Source organism: Pseudomonas sp. No.21, from assembly GCF_054558415.1.
The window spans coordinates 306938-322218 of sequence record NZ_BAAJNO010000008.1 but is presented as its reverse complement, the minus strand read 5'-3'; the positions used below and the strand labels follow the sequence as shown (position 1 = coordinate 322218).

Here is a 15281-nt window from a genome sequence, read left to right as displayed (position 1 = left end):
ACCAGATCGGCGCGATGCTGGTGCACAGCTCCGGCAGGCCCTGCACGTGGCGCTCGGCTTCGAGCCGGGCACCTTCGGCCAGGGCTTCGTCGCGGGCCCGCTTGAGTGCCTTCTCGTGGACGGCGCCGCGCTGGGCGAGGACGACCCACAGCAGCAGCGTGGGCGCCACGGCGGCCAGGGCCCAGGCCGGGGAAGGGAACTGGCTGGCCGTCCAGAACAGCAGCGCGCAACCGGCACCGCAGAGGGCGATGGGCAGCCAGGGGACGCTGGAAGTGGGGTTCGGGCTAATCACGGTCGCGCTCCTCGAGGACACGGGGCCCGCAGCGGCGATACGTTGCGGGGGTGTGTCCAGCATGAGCGCGGGGCCTGCGCGGCCCTATCGTCCTATCCCGGTGATGGCATCGGGACATCCTGCTTTTTTGTAGGGATTTCCCGAGGGGCTGCGTCGCGCCGCGGCCCCTATCGAGTGGCTCAGGCGGTCAGGCCGTGGGTCATGGCGTACTTGATGATGTCGGCGTTGCAGGTGAAGCCCATCTTCTCCATCAGCCGGGTCTTGTGGGTGCTGACGGTCTTGTTGCTGATCACCAGCTGGTCGGCGATCTGGTTGACGCTGAGGCCCTGGGCCAGCAGGCGGAGGATCTGGAACTCGCGGTCGGAGAGCTGGGCGGCGGCATCGTCCGTGGGGCTGCTGCTGGCGAAGGCGAGCTGTTCGGCGATGCGCGGGTCCAGGTAACGCCCCCCATCGGCCACCCGGTGGATGGCGGCCAGCAGGGTCTCCGGGTTGTGGTCCTTGGTCAGGTAGCCGCTGGCGCCGGCGCGCAGGGCACGTTGGGCGATCTGCGCCTCGTTGTGCATGCTCAGCACCAGGATCGGCAGGCGCGGGTAGCGGCCGTGCACGCGGCTGATCAGGTCCTCGCCGCTGAGGCCGGGCATGCTCATGTCCAGCAGCAGCAGGTCGAACTCGCCCAGCCGCAGCTGCTCCAGCACCTGGGCGCCGTTCTCCGCTTCGGCCGCCACCTGCAGGCGAGTGTCGAACTCGATGAGTTGCTTGAGGCCGCCGCGCATGATGGCGTGGTCGTCGGCGATGAGGATGCGGGTCATGCCGTCTCCGTGGGCTCGTTGATGGGGAAGGTGGCCTGCACCGTGGTGCCCTGGCCGGGGTGGCTGAAGATCACCACTTCGCCGCCCAGGCTGGTGCCGCGCTCGCGCATGCCGGCCAGGCCCAGGGAGCGCTTGCCGACCTTGGCCGGGTCGAAGCCGTGGCCGTTGTCGGTGATGTCCAGCACGTAGCGGTCATCGAGCCGCTCCAGGCTGACCACCGCCCGGCTGGCACCGGAATGGCGGGCGATGTTGGTCAGCGCCTCCTGGACGATGCGGAAGGCGGTGGTGGCCTGGCTGTCGTCCAGGGCCGGTGCGCCGCTGTGGGCCACCAGCTCGAGGGTGATCTGCGTGTGGTGGCTGCGGAATTCGTCGATCAGCCATTCCAGGGCCGGGTAGAGCCCCATGTTCAGGGCCGCCGGGCGCAGGCTGGTGGCGATGGAACGCACCACGCCGATGGTGCGGTCGCACAGCGCCATGAGCCGCTCCACGTCCTCGCCGAGCCCCGGGGCCTGCTCGCCGTACTTCAGGCGCAGCAGGGATATGCCCATGCGCAGGGCGGTGAGGTGCTGGCCCAGTTCGTCGTGGATCTCCCGGGCGATCAGCTTGCGCTCCTCCTCGCGGGCGCTTTCCCGGCGGCTGGACAGCTCGCGCAGCTGGCGGTTGCTGGCGGCCAGGCGGCGTTCGGCCTTGCGGATGCCGCTGATGTCGCGGGCCACCGAGATGACGCTGGTCACCTCGCCCTCGGCGTTGCGCTCCGGCACCAGTTGCATGAGGTAGTGGATCTGCTTGTCGCTGGGGCCGTCGATGCCGTGGATCAGTTCTTCCTCCATGGACTCGCCGGTGGCGGCGACCTCGCGCACCAGGTCGCCCATGATGTCGACCTGGGAGTTGTCACCGAAGACTTCCCGTGCCGGCCGGCCACGGGCCTCCACCAGGGGCAGGCGGCACAGGGCTTCCAGGGCCGGGTTGGCGTAGAGCAGGCGGAAGTCGGGGGTCAGCCGGCCGATGGCGTCGGGCGTGTTCTCGATCAGCGCGCGGAATTGCCGCTCGTTGCGCAGCAGGGCGTCGGCGATGCGCCGCCGCTCGGTGAAGTCGTGCATCAGCACGAGGCTGTAGGGGCGCTGGTCGTAGCGGAAGCGGTTGAACTGCAACGTCACATAGCGCGGGAAATCCTCCCCCGGGACGTGCAGCTCGCAACTGAGCACGCGCTGGGTGTCCAAGGCTTCCTGCAGGCCATCCTCCCGGGCGAACAGTTCGGCGAACTGCTCCGTCAGCAGGGCCAGCACCGGTGCCAGCGGCTGCCCGACGAGGTGCTGGCGCGGCTGGCCGATCAGTTGGCAGGCGGCTTCGTTCAGGTAGCGGATGTTCTGCTCGCCATCGAGCAGCAGGACGCCATCGGCGGTGTAGTCCAGGGCGAAGCTCAGCAGGTGCATCTGCTCGGCCCGCTCCCGGTGCCCGGCAAGGGGTTGCAGGCGCACCAGGTAATGGGTGGGCTGGCTGCGACCGTCCTCGACCATGCTCAAGCCCAGGTGCAGCCAGCGGTGCTCGCCGGACGCGGTGGTGAAGCGCATCTCGCCGCAGGACAGGTCGTCGTGCTGGCGACGTGCCCGGTCAAGGGCCTCGCCCAGTGCCTGGCGATCCCCGGGGTGCAGCAGGCTGTCCAGCCGTATGCCGAGCAGGGTCTGCCGGGAGCGCCCGAGCAGCTCCTCCGAGGCTCGGTTGACGTGACGGACGGTGCCGTCCAGCTCCAGCAGGGCCAGCCCCACCGACGACGACTCGAATGCCCGACGAAAGATATCTCCCCCAGCGCTGTGGCCCATGACGCCCCCGATCACGTGCGATGCGACTGACGGAGTATGGATCAGTGGCGAAATGCTGGCAGGTTTTTGCTCAGGCCAGCCACCGGCGCTGCAGTGACCGGGTGCGCTCCGGGGCATGCACGGGGCGGATGGCCGCATCCGGGGCTCCGCCTCGCGGCCGGGGACGGCACGCATCGGGTGGGCATCGGGTGGGGTTCAAGGGCTGGGCGGCTCGACGCCTTGCTCGCGGTAGATGGACACCACCTCGCCGTTGCGGCGCATGGCCTCCAGTTCGCGACCGAGACGATCGTAGATCGCCGCGCGGTCGCTTTCGTAGAGCTTCTTCGAGACGGCGAAACGGTTTTCCACGCGGATCGGTTCGCGCAGCCCGGCGTAGGTGTAGTCGTGGAAGCGGATGTTCTCGAAGGCCGTGTCGATGGCGGCCTTGTCCAGGACGGCGATGGTGTCGATGCGACCGGCGCGGAACATCCGCACCAGGATGTCGTCGTCCACTGCCGGCTGCTTGTGCAGGGCCCTGTCGGCGTCGAAGCGCGGGAAGTACAGGGTGCTGCGCTTGACGCCGATGCGCAGGGGCGCCAGGTCCTCGTAGCGCTCCAGCCGCTGGGTGGGGCGGATGGTGAAGAGTATCTGCTTGTCCTGGGTGCCGATGCTCGGCAGGTAGTGCAGGTAGTGGTCGCGCTCCGGGTCGGGCAGCACCCGGGGCACCAGGTCGATGCGGCCATCGCGCAGGTCCGCCAGGCTGCGGGCGAACGGCGCATGGCGCCACTCCAGTTGCAGCCCGGCGCGCTCGGTGGCCACTTCCAGCACCTTGACCAGGGGGCCGGTGGGGCGCCCGTCGATGCTCCACATCTCGGGCGGGCGGTCGCGCAGGTCCACGCGCAGGGTGTCGGCCTGTGCCAGCACCGGGAGCAGCAGGATCAGGAAGGCAGAAAGCAAGCGCATGGGAGGTTCTTCTGTTTATTGTCCGCGCCCGTCGAGGGGCCCGCATGCCTGAACTGTGGTGCCCAAACCGCAGCGGCGCAACTCGACTCTCGCAGGGAGCGTCGCCGGCAGGCACCCGGCGGGAATGGGCAGGACGCCACGCGGGCTTCAGCCGACCCCGGGTTGAAAGCGCTCCTGCAGGATCAGCCCCGTCGCAGGGGTAGGCCGTGTGCGAACCGACGATGACGGGCGTGGAACCACGCGGGGAGGGATCAGCGCCGGTCCGGGCGCGACCAGATCCACAGGTTGCCGAGCAGCATGCCGGCCATGACCAGGTAGAGCCAGGCGCCGTGGGGCAGGGTGATGAGCATGATGGCCAGGGCCAGGAGCATCGAGGCGCTGGCGGCGAACTTGGCATGGCGGGCGATGGCGCGGCCGTTGCGCCAGTTCTTGAGGATGGGGCCGAACAGGCGGTGGTTCTCCAGCCAGTTGGCCAGGCGCGGCGAACTCTTCGAGGCGGCCCAGGCGGCGAGCATGACGAATTCGGTGGTGGGCAGGCCCGGCAGCACCAGGCCGACCATGCCGACGCCCAGGCTGGTGTAGGCCAGCAGGGCGAACAGCAGGCGGCTGATGCGCGAGCGCGATGGCGCGGGCGCGGCGACCGCAAGGTCGCCGGTCAGGGATTCAGGCGGGGGTGCTTGCACGGGCGTAGGCGTGTTGCAGCAGTTCACGGAAGCGGTTGAAGGCGGCGAGGGCGCCCTTGTCCACCTCGGCGTCCTGTTCGGCGCTCAGTTCCAGGCCGTCGAGGGTGCGGGTGAAGCTTTTCCAGCCTTCGGCGCGGCCGCCGGCCGGCTCGCCCAGGTGACGGGCACCGAAGGTTTCGGTCAGGCCCAGTGCGGCGACGCGCTTGATCAGGAAGGCGGCGCCGAGCTTGGAGCCTTCGGAAACGAACAGCCAGCCCAGGGCTTCGGCGAAGCTGGGGTTGTGCACGGCACCGGCGACCGGGGCGGGTACGTCGGTGTCCAGGTCGGCCAGGTCCAGGCGCGCCTGCTCGGCACGGCAGCGGGCGGGCAGGTCGGGGAAGACTTCGACCAGCGCGGCGTCCTGGTACAGGCTCTGCAGCTCGGCCTGGAACAGGTACTGGGCGACCACGAAGTGGGCGAAGTTCTCGCGGTTGGCGAAGGGGTCGTGGGCCTTGACCGCCTGGTCCAGCTCGGCGTGGGGCGCGTGGGTGATCTGGTTGATGCGTTGGGAACGGAGGGTGCTGGTCATGGAGTCATCCTGGTAATTGGCTTCTGTTGACGAGACGAACGAGGGCGTCCATCGCGTAAAAAATGCGCGCAAGGGGGTGTCGCGCCTGGCGGCCTCCCCCCACGCCGAAGCGGGAGGGGGGCCTTGCCGGCGGCGATCAGATGTCCCAGACGAGGTTGACGGAGAAGTTGCGGCCCGGTTGGGTCAGGCGGTCGAGGTTGGCCGGGGCGGTCACGCCGGCCTCGCCGACGCCGTCGTAGCCGCGCACGTCATCCCACAGCCAGTATTTCTTGTCGGTCAGGTTGTAGAGGCCGGCGTTGAGGGTGAGGTCGTCGGTCAGCCGGTAGTAGCCGGTCAGGTCGAGGATGCCGAAGCCCGGGGTCTTGAACTGGCTGCCGCTGCCATCCGGTGCCTTGAAGGTGCTGCCGTCGACGCGGGTCTTGCGCTTGCTCAGGGTCCAGCTCAGCAGGGCGCCGTACTCGTCCTGGTCGTAGCCCAGGCCGAACACGCCGGTCAGCGGGTTGACGCTGTTCAGCGGTGCGCCGGTCTCGTCGTTGCGACCACGGGCATAGGCGATGGACCCCTGGGTGTAGAGGCCCGGGAAGGCGCCGAATTGCTCCAGATCCAGGCGCCCCTTGGCTTCCACGCCACGGATGCTGGCATGGCGGATGTTCACGCTCTTGAAGGTGACGCCGGTGCTGGGGACGCTGGCGTTCTCGTCGATGAAGTCGCGGTATTCGTTGTAGAAGGCTGCCACGTCGAAGCTGCCGCCCTCGAAGCTGCCACGCAGGCCGGTTTCCACCCCACGGCTCTTTTCCGGCTCCAGGTTCGGGTTGGGCTCGACGCTGTAGCCGCCGGCCAGGTTCTGGAAGCGGCCATAGAGGGCCTTGGCGGTGGGGGTGCGGAAGCCCTCGGCATACTGGCCGAACCAGGTGTAGTGCTCGTCGAAGGCGTAGGTCACGCCGAACTTGGGCGAGACACGGTCCCAGGTCTTGCTCTTGTCGCTGAAGGCGTTGACGGTGCTGTTGCTGATGGAGGCGAGGAATTCGCTGGTCAGCTCGGGGTCCAGGCGGGTGTAGTCGTAGCGCACACCCGGCAGGAAGGTCCACTGGTTCCAGCGGATCTCGTCCTGGGCGAACAGGCCGTAGGTCCTGATGGTCGGGTCGGGGAAGTCGCTCTGCGGGGACAGGCTGTCGCTGGCGGTGGGGCTGACCTGGCCGACGCGGTTGGTGCAGGTGCCGACCGAGGCGTAGCAATAGGCCGAGCCGGTGCGCTGGCCAGTGACTTCCTGGTGCTTGACGCTCAGGCCGTAAGTGAGCAGGTGCCCGGTCTCGCCGATGTCGAAGGACTTGTCCAGCTGGGTGTCCAGGACCCACTGGCGGTCCTTGTAGTAGGTGTCGCGATAGCGCATGACGTCACGAGAGATCGCACCGGTGAACGGGTTGCTGGGTACATAGCGCTCCTGGGTGCTCTGGTCGGTCTTGGCGATCTGGTAGTTCAGGCTCCACTTCAGGTTGTCGGCCAGCAGGCTGTCGAGGGCGAGGCTGTGTTCCAGGCCGAAGCGCTCGCGGGTGATGGTGTCGTTGCCGCTGCGCGCTCTGTAGTAGCCCGAGCCCACGCCGATGGTGGGGGCGTTGAAGGGGCCGCCGACGGCGCTGAGCTGGTTGGTGTCGCGGTCGTCCTTGTACGTCTCGTAGGTCAGCTGCAGGCGGTCGGTGTCGTTGTAGTTCCAGCCCAGCTTGGCCAGCAGGTTGGTGGTGCGCACGTCTTCCGGGTTGGCTTGGGTACGGGCCAGGCCGGTGCCGCCATGGCCGCCGAAGGACTCGGTCTCGTGGCCGTTGCGCTGGGACAGGTGCAGCAGGGCGTCGAATTGCTCGTGGCGGCCGGCGACGGTGCCGGAGGTGAGCCAGCTGTCATCGGCCGAGCTGTAGCCGGTCTTCAGGCGCGCGCCGACGTCCTTGCCGGGCTTGAGGATGTCGTCGGCACCCAGGGTGAAGTAGCTCACCGCACCGCCGATGGCGTTGCTGCCGTACAGGGCCGAGGCCGGGCCGCGGAGGATCTCCACGCGCTTGACGATTTCCGGGTCGACGTAGTTGCGGTTGGTCTGGGCGTAGGGGCCGTTGAAGAAGCTGCTGGGTACCTCGACGCCGTCGATCTGGGTCAGTACGCGGTCGCCATCGATGCCACGGATGTTGTAGCCGCTGATGCCGGCACGCTGGCCGGTGCCGCCGACGGTGACGCCCGGCTCGTCACGCACCAGGTCCTTGATGCTGTTGACGTTCTGGCGGTCCAGCTGTTCGCGGGTGCGCACGCTGACGCTGGCGGGCACTTCGCTGGCGTTCTGCTCGCGACGGGTGGCGGTGACCGTGGTGGGGTTCAGCTCCATGGCCAGGCCCTTCGGCGGGGTGGGTACCAGCACCACGCTGCGCTCGCCGACGGCGCGGTATTCCAGGCCGGTGCCCGCCAGCAGGCGCTGCAGGGCCTGTTCGGCCGGCAGGCGGCCGTTGACGCCCGGGGACAGCACGCCGGCGGCGAGATCGGAAGAGAGGCCGACCTGCCAGCCGCTCACGGCGCTGAAGGCATTGAGCGCTTCCACCAGGGGCTGGCGGGCGATGGCGAAGCTGTAACCGCTCTGGCTGGCCAGCTGGGTCGGCGCGACACCGGTTTCGGCGGCCTGGGCGATACCGACGGGCAGGCTGCCCAGGGCGATGGACAGGGCCAGCAGCGACAGGCCGGTGGGGGCGGACAGGCGCAGGGTGGGGCGGTTTGAGCGGGTGGTCATGGGAGCGGTTCTCTTCGGTCCGTTGATCGCATTTCTAATGCGAATCAGTGTCATTAGCTTTTGACGAGACGAACGAGAAATCGCAATCGCGTAAAAATAATTTCGGGGTGCTGCCGACGGGGCGTGACAAGGCCCGTCGGCGCGTGTCGGGCGGGGCCTCCGAACCGGCAACAGGGCTGGCCCGGGTGAACTCGAACTCATGGCCGCACAGGGTGGATGACGCTCTTTTCATCCACCGACGGGGTGACCGGCGAGCCCGAATGGTGGACCGATGAAGCGCGGTCCACCCTGCGCCCAGTTGATCGCCCTCATGCACCGAGTGGGGCGGGCGTGGACGGCCCGCCCATTCAGTCGAGGATCACCAGCGCAGGGAATTCGTGGAGCTTGGCCGAGGTGATGTGGGCGAGGGAACGCACCACGCCCAGCGGATCGTCCAGGCGGTAGTTGCCGGTGACGGTGCGCTCGCCCAGGCGCTCGTCGGTGTTGATGATCCAGCCCGGGTAGTAACGGCGCAGCTCGGCCAGCACTTCTCGCATGGGGCAGTCCTCGAACACCAGGCGGCCCTTGACCCAGGCCAGCGGGTCGGCCCGGCCATGGCGCCGATCGCCGAAGCCGTCGGGGCCGATGCGGATGCTGTCGCCGGCACCGAGGCTGATACGGGCGTTGCCCTCGCGCGAGCGCAGGTCGACTTCGCCGCGTTCGACGCTGACCTCGGCCTCCTCGCCCAGGTAGCGCACGGCGAAGGCGGTGCCGCGCACCGAGACCTGCACCGGGCCGGCCTCCACTTCGAAGGGGCGGCTGCGGTCGTGGGCGACCTCGAAATAGGCCTCGCCCTGGTAGAGGCGGGCGCTGCGCTGCTGGTCGTCGATGCGGCTGGAGAAGGCGGTGTCGGTGTTGAGCAGGATGCGCGAGCCATCGGCCAGCTCCAGGTTCTGCCGCTGGCCCACCTGGGTGAGGTGGTCGGCGCGCAGGCGCAGCAGCAGGTCGCTCTCCAGGCCGATGCCGACCGCCAGCAGCAGTGCGGCGGCAGTGGCGAGGGCTTTGAACGGGAAGCGACGTGGCCGGCGCCGGGTGTCGCGCTCCAGGCGCTCGGCCGCTTCGGTGAGCAGCGGCGATTGCCAGAGGTTCTGCGCCAGGCGGAAGGCCAGGGCGTTGTCCGCCGAGGCAGCCATCCAGGCATCGAAGCGGGCGCGACACTCGGCGTCGGCGCCCTCGAGGAGGATCAGCCAGTCCAGCGCTTCGCCCAGGCGCACGTCGTCGGCACCGGGACCGGCTGCGGGCGGCAAGGGATCGGGCTGGGGCACGGAGGGCTCCTCGGTTTCGGGGGCGCCTATTCTTGTCGAACCCGGGGCCGAGCGGAAGTCTTTCATGTCGGCGGGTCCAGGCGGCTGAGCAGGTTCATGCAGATCGCCATGATCAGCTTGAGTTCCTTCTGCACCGTGCTGGGGGACACTTCCAGTTCCTCGGCGATCTCCGCATAGCCATGCCCGTGCAGGCGGCTGAGGATGAAGATGCGCTGCTGGCGCTGGGTGAGCTGGGACAGGGTGCTGCCCAGGCGCTGCAGGAGCTTCTCGGCGTGCAGGCTGTCCTCGGCGGAGGAGATCGGCGCGGCCACGGCCTCGATCACCGCGTCCGGCACATCCTCCAGCAGGGTGCGTGACTGCATGCGCACCCGGCGCAGGTGGTCCAGCGCGAGGTTGCGGCCGGTCTGGAAGAGGAAGGGTTCGAGGTGGTCGATGGGCCGCTCGGCGAGGGTGCGGGCGACTCGCAGGTAGGTCTCCTGCACCAGGTCCTCGGCGACGCTGGGGCTCTTCACCATCCTGGCCAGGGTGCGCAGCAGGGGCATGCGCTGGGCGAGGAACACGCTGTCGAGGTTGGAGGTGGTCACTGCATCATCCGGCCACTGTAAATTGGCGCAAATGATAATCAGTTTTATTGGTGGCGACCAGCGGTCTGCCACGCGGGCGCGCGTGCCACCCCGGAGGCGCCAGGTGGGGCGGGGCTCCGGGCACTTTGGCGCGCGCAATCGGCGTCGACGGCCCGCTCAGTGCCTTCGCGGTCCGTGCGGCGGCGCTTCGTCGCGGGCCTCGTGCGGCGGCTGCGGGCTGTCGCCGTCGCTGCGCACCTGGGCGTGGCTGATCAGGGCGAAGATCAGGCTGCCGCCGACGATATTGCCGGCCAGGGTGGGGCCGGCGAAGGTCAGCCAGAATTCGCGCCAGTCCAGGTGCCCGGCGAACACCAGGTAGGAGACCTCGGCCGAGCCGACCACGATGTGGGTGAAGTCGCCGAGCGCCATCAGGTAGGTGATGAGGATGATGATCCACAGCTTGGCGCTTTCCTGGGAGGGGATCATCCAGACCATGGTGGCGATCATCCAGCCGGAGACGATGCCCTTGGCGAACATCTGCCCGACGTCGTTCTCCATCACCTTGCGGCCGATGTCGAGGAAGGCGGCGTCGGTGGCTGCGTCGAAGATCGGCAGGCGCAGCATCACCCAGGCCACCAGCAGGGCGCCGGCCAGGTTGCCCGCCAGCACCACGCTCCACAGGCGCAGCAGGCGCCCGACGTTGTTCAGGGTGGGCTTGCTCATCACCGGCAGCACGGCGGTGAGGGTGTTCTCGGTGAACAGTTGCTGGCGCGCGAGGATCACCGCGAGGAAGCCCGCCGAGTAGCCGAGGCTGGCGATCACCTTGCTCGCCTCGCCGTCGGGCAGGCGCGCGTTGAACAGCCCCATGGCCATCAGCGACAGGCCCATGGTCAGCCCGGCGGCCAGCGCCGACCACCAGAGCGCGGCAACGTTGCGCTCCAGTTCCTGGTCGCCCTGGGTACGGATGATCTCGTGCAGTACCGCCGCGCGGGGCGGCTGGTTTTCGTTGACGTCCTGCTTCTCCCGGGCGGACAGCCCCGGCGTCTTGCCGTCGTTGGCCTGGCTCATGCTGGTTACCGTTGTGGTTGGGCGTATCGGTTGATCGTCGGAAGGCCCGGGAAGTTCGCCGGCTCGCGCTTGTCAGCGCCGGGTGGCTGTCTACGCTTTCATCACCCCATCGACGATTCGCCGCGAGCGGCGCCGTCGATCACAGCGAGGCGGGGCCGCTCTGGGCGAAGGTGGCGGCCATGCCGGATGTTCGCTACACGGCCTTCGGCTTTCAGGGCAACGAAAGAAGATGGGATGGGACCTGAGCAAGCGCAACGGCGCCGGGCACAAGGGATTCGTCACCGACCTGGCATTCCATGCGGCGGAGCAGGGCGAGCCGGCCTACCAGGACAGATCGGCCGGCTGTGGCGACACCCAGCAGGCCTGCACCTATTTCAATATCGATGGCTTGAGCGTCTGCATGGTGGGGCACATCCACGTGCAGCTGCAGGTGGCGCGTAGCGGCGCCGGTTCGTCGGCGGGCTGGCTGGGCTGGTCGGCACGGCTGGCCGAGCCCCGTTTCGCCGCGCTGGCGGGGGCCGGTCACTTGCCGGCGGGAAGAAGGCAGGCCCGCTGAGAGGCCTGCGCGGAAGGAGCCTCGGGCAACGCCGTGCCCGCTGGCTTGACGTGGACGCCCGCGTTCGCGGGGATGACGAGGTGGCGCAGGGCGCTGGGGTGTTACAGGTCCAGGCGGTGGATGACCTGGGTCGGGTCTTCCTCGTCGCGACGGCGCTGCAGGCCGAACTTGCGGGCCAGGCCACGCATGCCGGCGTTGCTCGCCGAGTCGATGGAGTACAGCTGGCGGAAGCCGTTGCGGCGGGCGCTGTCGGCCAGGTGCTGGAAGAGGATGCCGCCCAGGCCGCGACGCAGCCACTGGTCGGCCACGGTGACCGCGAACTCGCATTGGCCGAGCTCGCCGACCCGGGCGTAGCGGCTGATGCCGACTTCGAGCAGCTCGCCGTCCACGTGAGCCAGGGCGACGAGGGCGACGCGGTCCTTGTCGTCGACGTCCATCAGCTGGTCGAGCAGGGACGGGGCCACTTCGCGGAATTCGCCCAGGAAGCGGTTGTGGCGGGCTTCCGGGGACAGGCGGTTGATGAAGGCACGTTCGCGCTCGCGGTCCTGCGCACGCAGCGGGCGGATCAGCACGTGGGTGCCGTCTTCCAGGGGCTCGATCCAGTACTCGCCCCGGGGCGATGCATGCAGTGGCTTGGCTGCGAGAGCGGCGTTGAGAGCGGACATGGCTGTCTCCAGGTAGTGGGAAAGGGGGCGGCGCATTGCGCCTGTGCCTCCTGTTTACCCTCCTGGCGGGACGCCTGATTGATCGAAGTCAACATGCGCTGGACGGTGCCCTGCGCCGGGTTGTCGCAGGGGCCGCGCGGAGGGAACTGACCCAGGTCAATCCGTCCTCCGTGACGGGCAGTAGCGTAAGGACAGAGCCATTGCCGGAGAACACCCATGGACACTCGTGACTGTGCATCCGCACACGCGCTGATCGAATTGCTGCTGATGGGCTGCGACGGCCAGGAGCGGCCTTCCTCGCCACTGCTGGCCGGGCTGCTGTCGGCCCGGACGCCGGGCGCACGGCCCGCATCCCCGCGCATGGGCAACGCGCTGGTGTCCGGCGGGTTGATGCCCCGGGCCTATTCGCGCCGGGATTGACTAGCCCCTTTCCAGCCAGACGACCGCAGGAGCGAATTCATTCGCGATGGGGTGCGCGGGTGTTCTCAGTGCTGTGCTGGCTGCAGGTCTTTCGCGAATGAATGGGCTCCGTCTGCGTTAGCTGTCGTGAGCTTGATTCGAGGCCTCAGGCCCGCCGCGTGGGTTTCGCTTCGCTCTACGCCACCCTACAGGAGCCACCGCGCTCCGAACGTGAAGCGCACACCGATGAAGATTCCGGCGAAGACGTTGGAGCAGCGGAAACGCCCCTCCAGGAGGCCGAACGCAGTCGTTGCGTCGGGGGACGAGCGGCATGGATGCCGCGAGAGGCGCGCCAGGCCATGGATGGCCCATCGCGCCGGCCCCCAGAGCGACGACGGAGTGAGGGCACCCGACGCAGTCGGGCCGGATGATGGGGCAAGCCCTTTTGGTTACTTTTGGAGCGACTGCGAAAAGTGACTCGCCCGGGGGGGCGAAACCAGAAGCATCAGCAAAGCTCGGCAATCAGCTGGGCTCGAAACCTTCTAGCAACACTTAACGCACACAAAGCCCATGAATGCGCTCCCACAGGGAGGCAGAGGGATGATTACTGACTGTTATATTACGAATCGTACTATCGCCACGAAGTGCAGCAGGCTCCCGGCGATGACGAACAGGTGCCAGATGCCGTGCCAGTGGCGGAAGCGGCTGTCGAAGGCGAAGAAGATGATGCCCACGGTGTAGAACACCCCGCCGGCGGCCAGCCAGGTGAAGCCGGTGGTGCCCAGGGCGGCGATCAGGGGCTTGAGGGCGATGAGCACGATCCAGCCCATCACCGCGTAGATGATGATCGACAGGACCCGCGCCTCGGAGCGGGGCTTGATCTCCTGCAGCATGCCGATGATGCTGAGCGTCCAGACGATGCCGAACAGCGTCCAGCCCCAGGCACCTTCGAGGGTGACCAGGCAGAAGGGCGTGTAGCTGCCGGCGATCAGCAGGTAGATCGACAGGTGATCGAGCTTGCGCATGATCACCTTCGCCCGCCCGCGCACGCTGTGGTAGACGGTGGAGATGCTGTAGAGCATCACCAGGGTCACGCCGTAGATGGCGACGCTGACGATCTTCGTCGTGCTGCCATCCAGCGCCGCCAGGACCAGCAGCCAGATGGCGCCGATGCCTGCCAGCAGCGCGCCGACCAGGTGGGTCCAGGCGTTGAAACGTTCTCCGTGATACATGCACCGCTTCCTCGAATCGCTGCGACGTTGCAGCGCGCCGGTCTTGATAGCTGAAAATGCCGGGCGCCGCGATGGTTCCGTGTCTGCGATGCATCGTCACGCGGGTGAGTCACGCCGGAAGTGATGCTCAGTAGACCTCGGGGACGAGGAGTTCGCGGGGCGTCGGGTTGCGCACGTAGTCGGCGTGGCGCAGGCGCTGCGGCAACTGGACGCTGGGCTGTTCGACTTCCTCGTAGGGCATCTGGCCGAGCAGGTGGTGGATGCAGTTGAGCCGCGCCTTCTTCTTGTCGTCGGCCTGTACCACCCACCAGGGCGCCTCTTCGATGTGGGTGCGTTCGAGCATGATTTCCTTGGCCTTGGTGTAGGCCTCCCAGCGACGGCGGGACTCCAGGTCCATGGGGCTGAGCTTCCACTGCTTGAGCGGGTCGTGGATGCGCGCCAGGAAGCGCAGGTGCTGCTCCTTGTCGGAGATGGAGAACCAGTACTTGATCAGCTGGATGCCCGAGCGCACCAGCATCCGCTCGAACTCGGGCACGGTGCGGAAGAACTCCTCGTACTGCTCGTCGTTGCAGAACCCCATCACCCGCTCGACACCGGCGCGGTTGTACCAGCTGCGGTCGAAGAGGACGATCTCGCCGGCGGCCGGCAGGTGCGAGACGTAGCGCTGGAAGTACCACTGGGTCCGTTCGCGGTCGTTGGGGGCCGGCAGCGCGGCGACGCGGCATACCCGGGGATTGAGGCGCTGGGTGATGCGCTTGATCACGCCCCCCTTGCCGGCGGCGTCGCGGCCCTCGAAGAGGATCACCACCTTGTGCCCGGTCTTGACTACCCAGCTCTGCAGCTTCACCAGCTCGCCCTGCAGGCGGAACAGCTCCTGGAAGTAGTTGCGCCGGGCCTGGCGCTCGGGGCTCTCCTCGAGATGGTCGTCGAAGTAGGCGTCCAGGTCGTGGCCGTCCTCCAGCAGCTCCAGTTCGAGCTCCTCGTCGCTGTGGTCCAGCAACTCCCGATGGATGCGCTGCGCCAGCAGGTCGTTGCCAATGCTCATCCGCCACCTCCTTGGTTCGTCGATCCGGCGGAGGTTATGACTCTTTTGTGACGGGCGAATGACAGGGGGCCGGAAACGAGCGAGCCCGCAGGGGGCGGGCTCGTTGCTCGGGGAGTGAAAACCCGGCGCCCCGCACATCCCTGTGCTCAAGGCGACGGGGGGAAAGCGTCAGCTGCAGGGGGCCTGGGGGCCGCCGGTCATGGTTTCGACGTTGTTGAGGATCTCGTTGCCCTTGTTGATCTTCTGGGCGTTCTCGACGTCCTGCATGGTGTAGCTGTTGTAGCCGTTGTTGGCGCTGTTCATGTTGGCCTTGGTCTGCATGATGCTGGTGCCGATTTCCAGCAGGCTGCGGCCGGTGGAGATCAGGTCCGCGGTGGCGTTGGGCGTGCAGGGCGCATTGGCCGATGCGACCTGGGTGCCGGCGGCGGCGTTGGCGGGCGGAGGGGTGAACAGGCCTTGGGTCTGGCCGTTCTGCGGGAGGCAGCCGGTGGTGAGCAGGGTGGAGGCGAGGGCGAAACCGGCGGCGATTCCTTGGAGTTTCATCGGGGCATTCCTTTGGTGCGTGATCCGGGCC

General features: G+C 68.0%; 15 protein-coding genes. 2 read left to right on the top strand and 13 right to left on the bottom strand.

From position 1 onward, the window contains the following. Window positions 1–471: 471 nt before the first annotated feature. From ACYJSS_RS18875 to ACYJSS_RS18835, 9 genes are all read right to left on the bottom strand, one after another. Window positions 472–1101 carry a response regulator gene (locus tag ACYJSS_RS18875; RefSeq protein WP_021217481.1) on the bottom strand — a complete coding sequence of 210 codons (630 nt, stop codon included), beginning with the start codon at window positions 1099–1101 and terminating at the stop codon, window positions 472–474. Continuing rightward, entirely contained in the window at window positions 1098–2921 is a 1824-nt protein-coding gene (locus ACYJSS_RS18870) for a PAS domain-containing sensor histidine kinase (RefSeq protein WP_111264207.1), read from the bottom strand. Before ACYJSS_RS18870 ends, ACYJSS_RS18875 begins: the two co-directional genes overlap by 4 nt. 195 nt (window positions 2922–3116) lie before the next feature. Next, entirely contained in the window at window positions 3117–3863 is a 747-nt protein-coding gene (locus tag ACYJSS_RS18865) for a substrate-binding periplasmic protein (RefSeq protein ID WP_111264206.1), read from the bottom strand. Between the two features lie 251 nt (window positions 3864–4114). Continuing rightward, on the bottom strand, window positions 4115–4546 hold the full coding sequence (locus ACYJSS_RS18860; RefSeq protein ID WP_236204811.1) for a YbaN family protein: 432 nt from the start codon (window positions 4544–4546) through the stop codon (window positions 4115–4117). Continuing rightward, complete coding sequence (locus ACYJSS_RS18855) at window positions 4527–5114, bottom strand: biliverdin-producing heme oxygenase (RefSeq protein WP_111264205.1); 588 nt, start codon at window positions 5112–5114, stop codon at window positions 4527–4529. Before ACYJSS_RS18855 ends, ACYJSS_RS18860 begins: the two co-directional genes overlap by 20 nt. Window positions 5115–5250: 136 nt before the next feature. Beyond that, window positions 5251–7875 carry a TonB-dependent receptor gene (locus ACYJSS_RS18850; RefSeq protein WP_236204812.1) on the bottom strand — a complete coding sequence of 875 codons (2625 nt, stop codon included), beginning with the start codon at window positions 7873–7875 and terminating at the stop codon, window positions 5251–5253. Window positions 7876–8222: 347 nt separating this feature from the next. Further along, window positions 8223–9245, bottom strand: coding sequence for a FecR family protein (locus ACYJSS_RS18845; protein ID WP_111264679.1), 1023 nt, complete (start codon window positions 9243–9245; stop codon window positions 8223–8225). Beyond that, window positions 9242–9763: an RNA polymerase sigma factor gene (locus tag ACYJSS_RS18840; protein ID WP_236204814.1), complete on the bottom strand. Its 522-nt coding sequence runs from the start codon at window positions 9761–9763 to the stop codon at window positions 9242–9244. Before ACYJSS_RS18840 ends, ACYJSS_RS18845 begins: the two co-directional genes overlap by 4 nt. A gap of 156 nt (window positions 9764–9919) precedes the next feature. Continuing rightward, window positions 9920–10810 (bottom strand): formate/nitrite transporter family protein, encoded by an 891-nt coding sequence (locus ACYJSS_RS18835; protein WP_236204815.1) that lies wholly within the window; start codon window positions 10808–10810, stop codon window positions 9920–9922. Between the two features lie 229 nt (window positions 10811–11039). On the opposite strand from ACYJSS_RS18835, the gene ACYJSS_RS18830 reads away from it, so the two are divergent. Beyond that, window positions 11040–11366 (top strand): hypothetical protein, encoded by a 327-nt coding sequence (locus ACYJSS_RS18830; RefSeq protein ID WP_111264682.1) that lies wholly within the window; start codon window positions 11040–11042, stop codon window positions 11364–11366. 101 nt (window positions 11367–11467) lie between these two features. Here the strand turns inward: ACYJSS_RS18830 and ACYJSS_RS18825 are convergent, their stop codons facing one another. Beyond that, window positions 11468–12031 carry a GNAT family N-acetyltransferase gene (locus ACYJSS_RS18825; protein WP_111264691.1) on the bottom strand — a complete coding sequence of 188 codons (564 nt, stop codon included), beginning with the start codon at window positions 12029–12031 and terminating at the stop codon, window positions 11468–11470. Between the two features lie 216 nt (window positions 12032–12247). Here ACYJSS_RS18825 and ACYJSS_RS18820 point away from each other — a divergent pair, with 216 nt between their 5' ends. Beyond that, a complete protein-coding gene (locus ACYJSS_RS18820; protein ID WP_236204816.1) occupies window positions 12248–12451 on the top strand; it encodes a hypothetical protein in 204 nt (67 codons plus the stop codon). 593 nt (window positions 12452–13044) lie between these two features. Here ACYJSS_RS18820 and trhA read toward each other — a convergent pair. The 3 genes from trhA to ACYJSS_RS18805 form a co-directional block, all read right to left on the bottom strand. Continuing rightward, window positions 13045–13662, bottom strand: coding sequence for a PAQR family membrane homeostasis protein TrhA (gene trhA, locus ACYJSS_RS18815; protein ID WP_236204817.1), 618 nt, complete (start codon window positions 13660–13662; stop codon window positions 13045–13047). A 127-nt stretch (window positions 13663–13789) separates the two neighbouring features. Next, a complete protein-coding gene (ppk2, locus tag ACYJSS_RS18810) occupies window positions 13790–14707 on the bottom strand; it encodes a polyphosphate kinase 2 (RefSeq protein WP_111264686.1) in 918 nt (305 codons plus the stop codon). 168 nt (window positions 14708–14875) lie between these two features. Continuing rightward, complete coding sequence (locus ACYJSS_RS18805; protein WP_236204818.1) at window positions 14876–15250, bottom strand: hypothetical protein; 375 nt, start codon at window positions 15248–15250, stop codon at window positions 14876–14878. Between the last annotated feature and the right edge of the window lie 31 nt (window positions 15251–15281).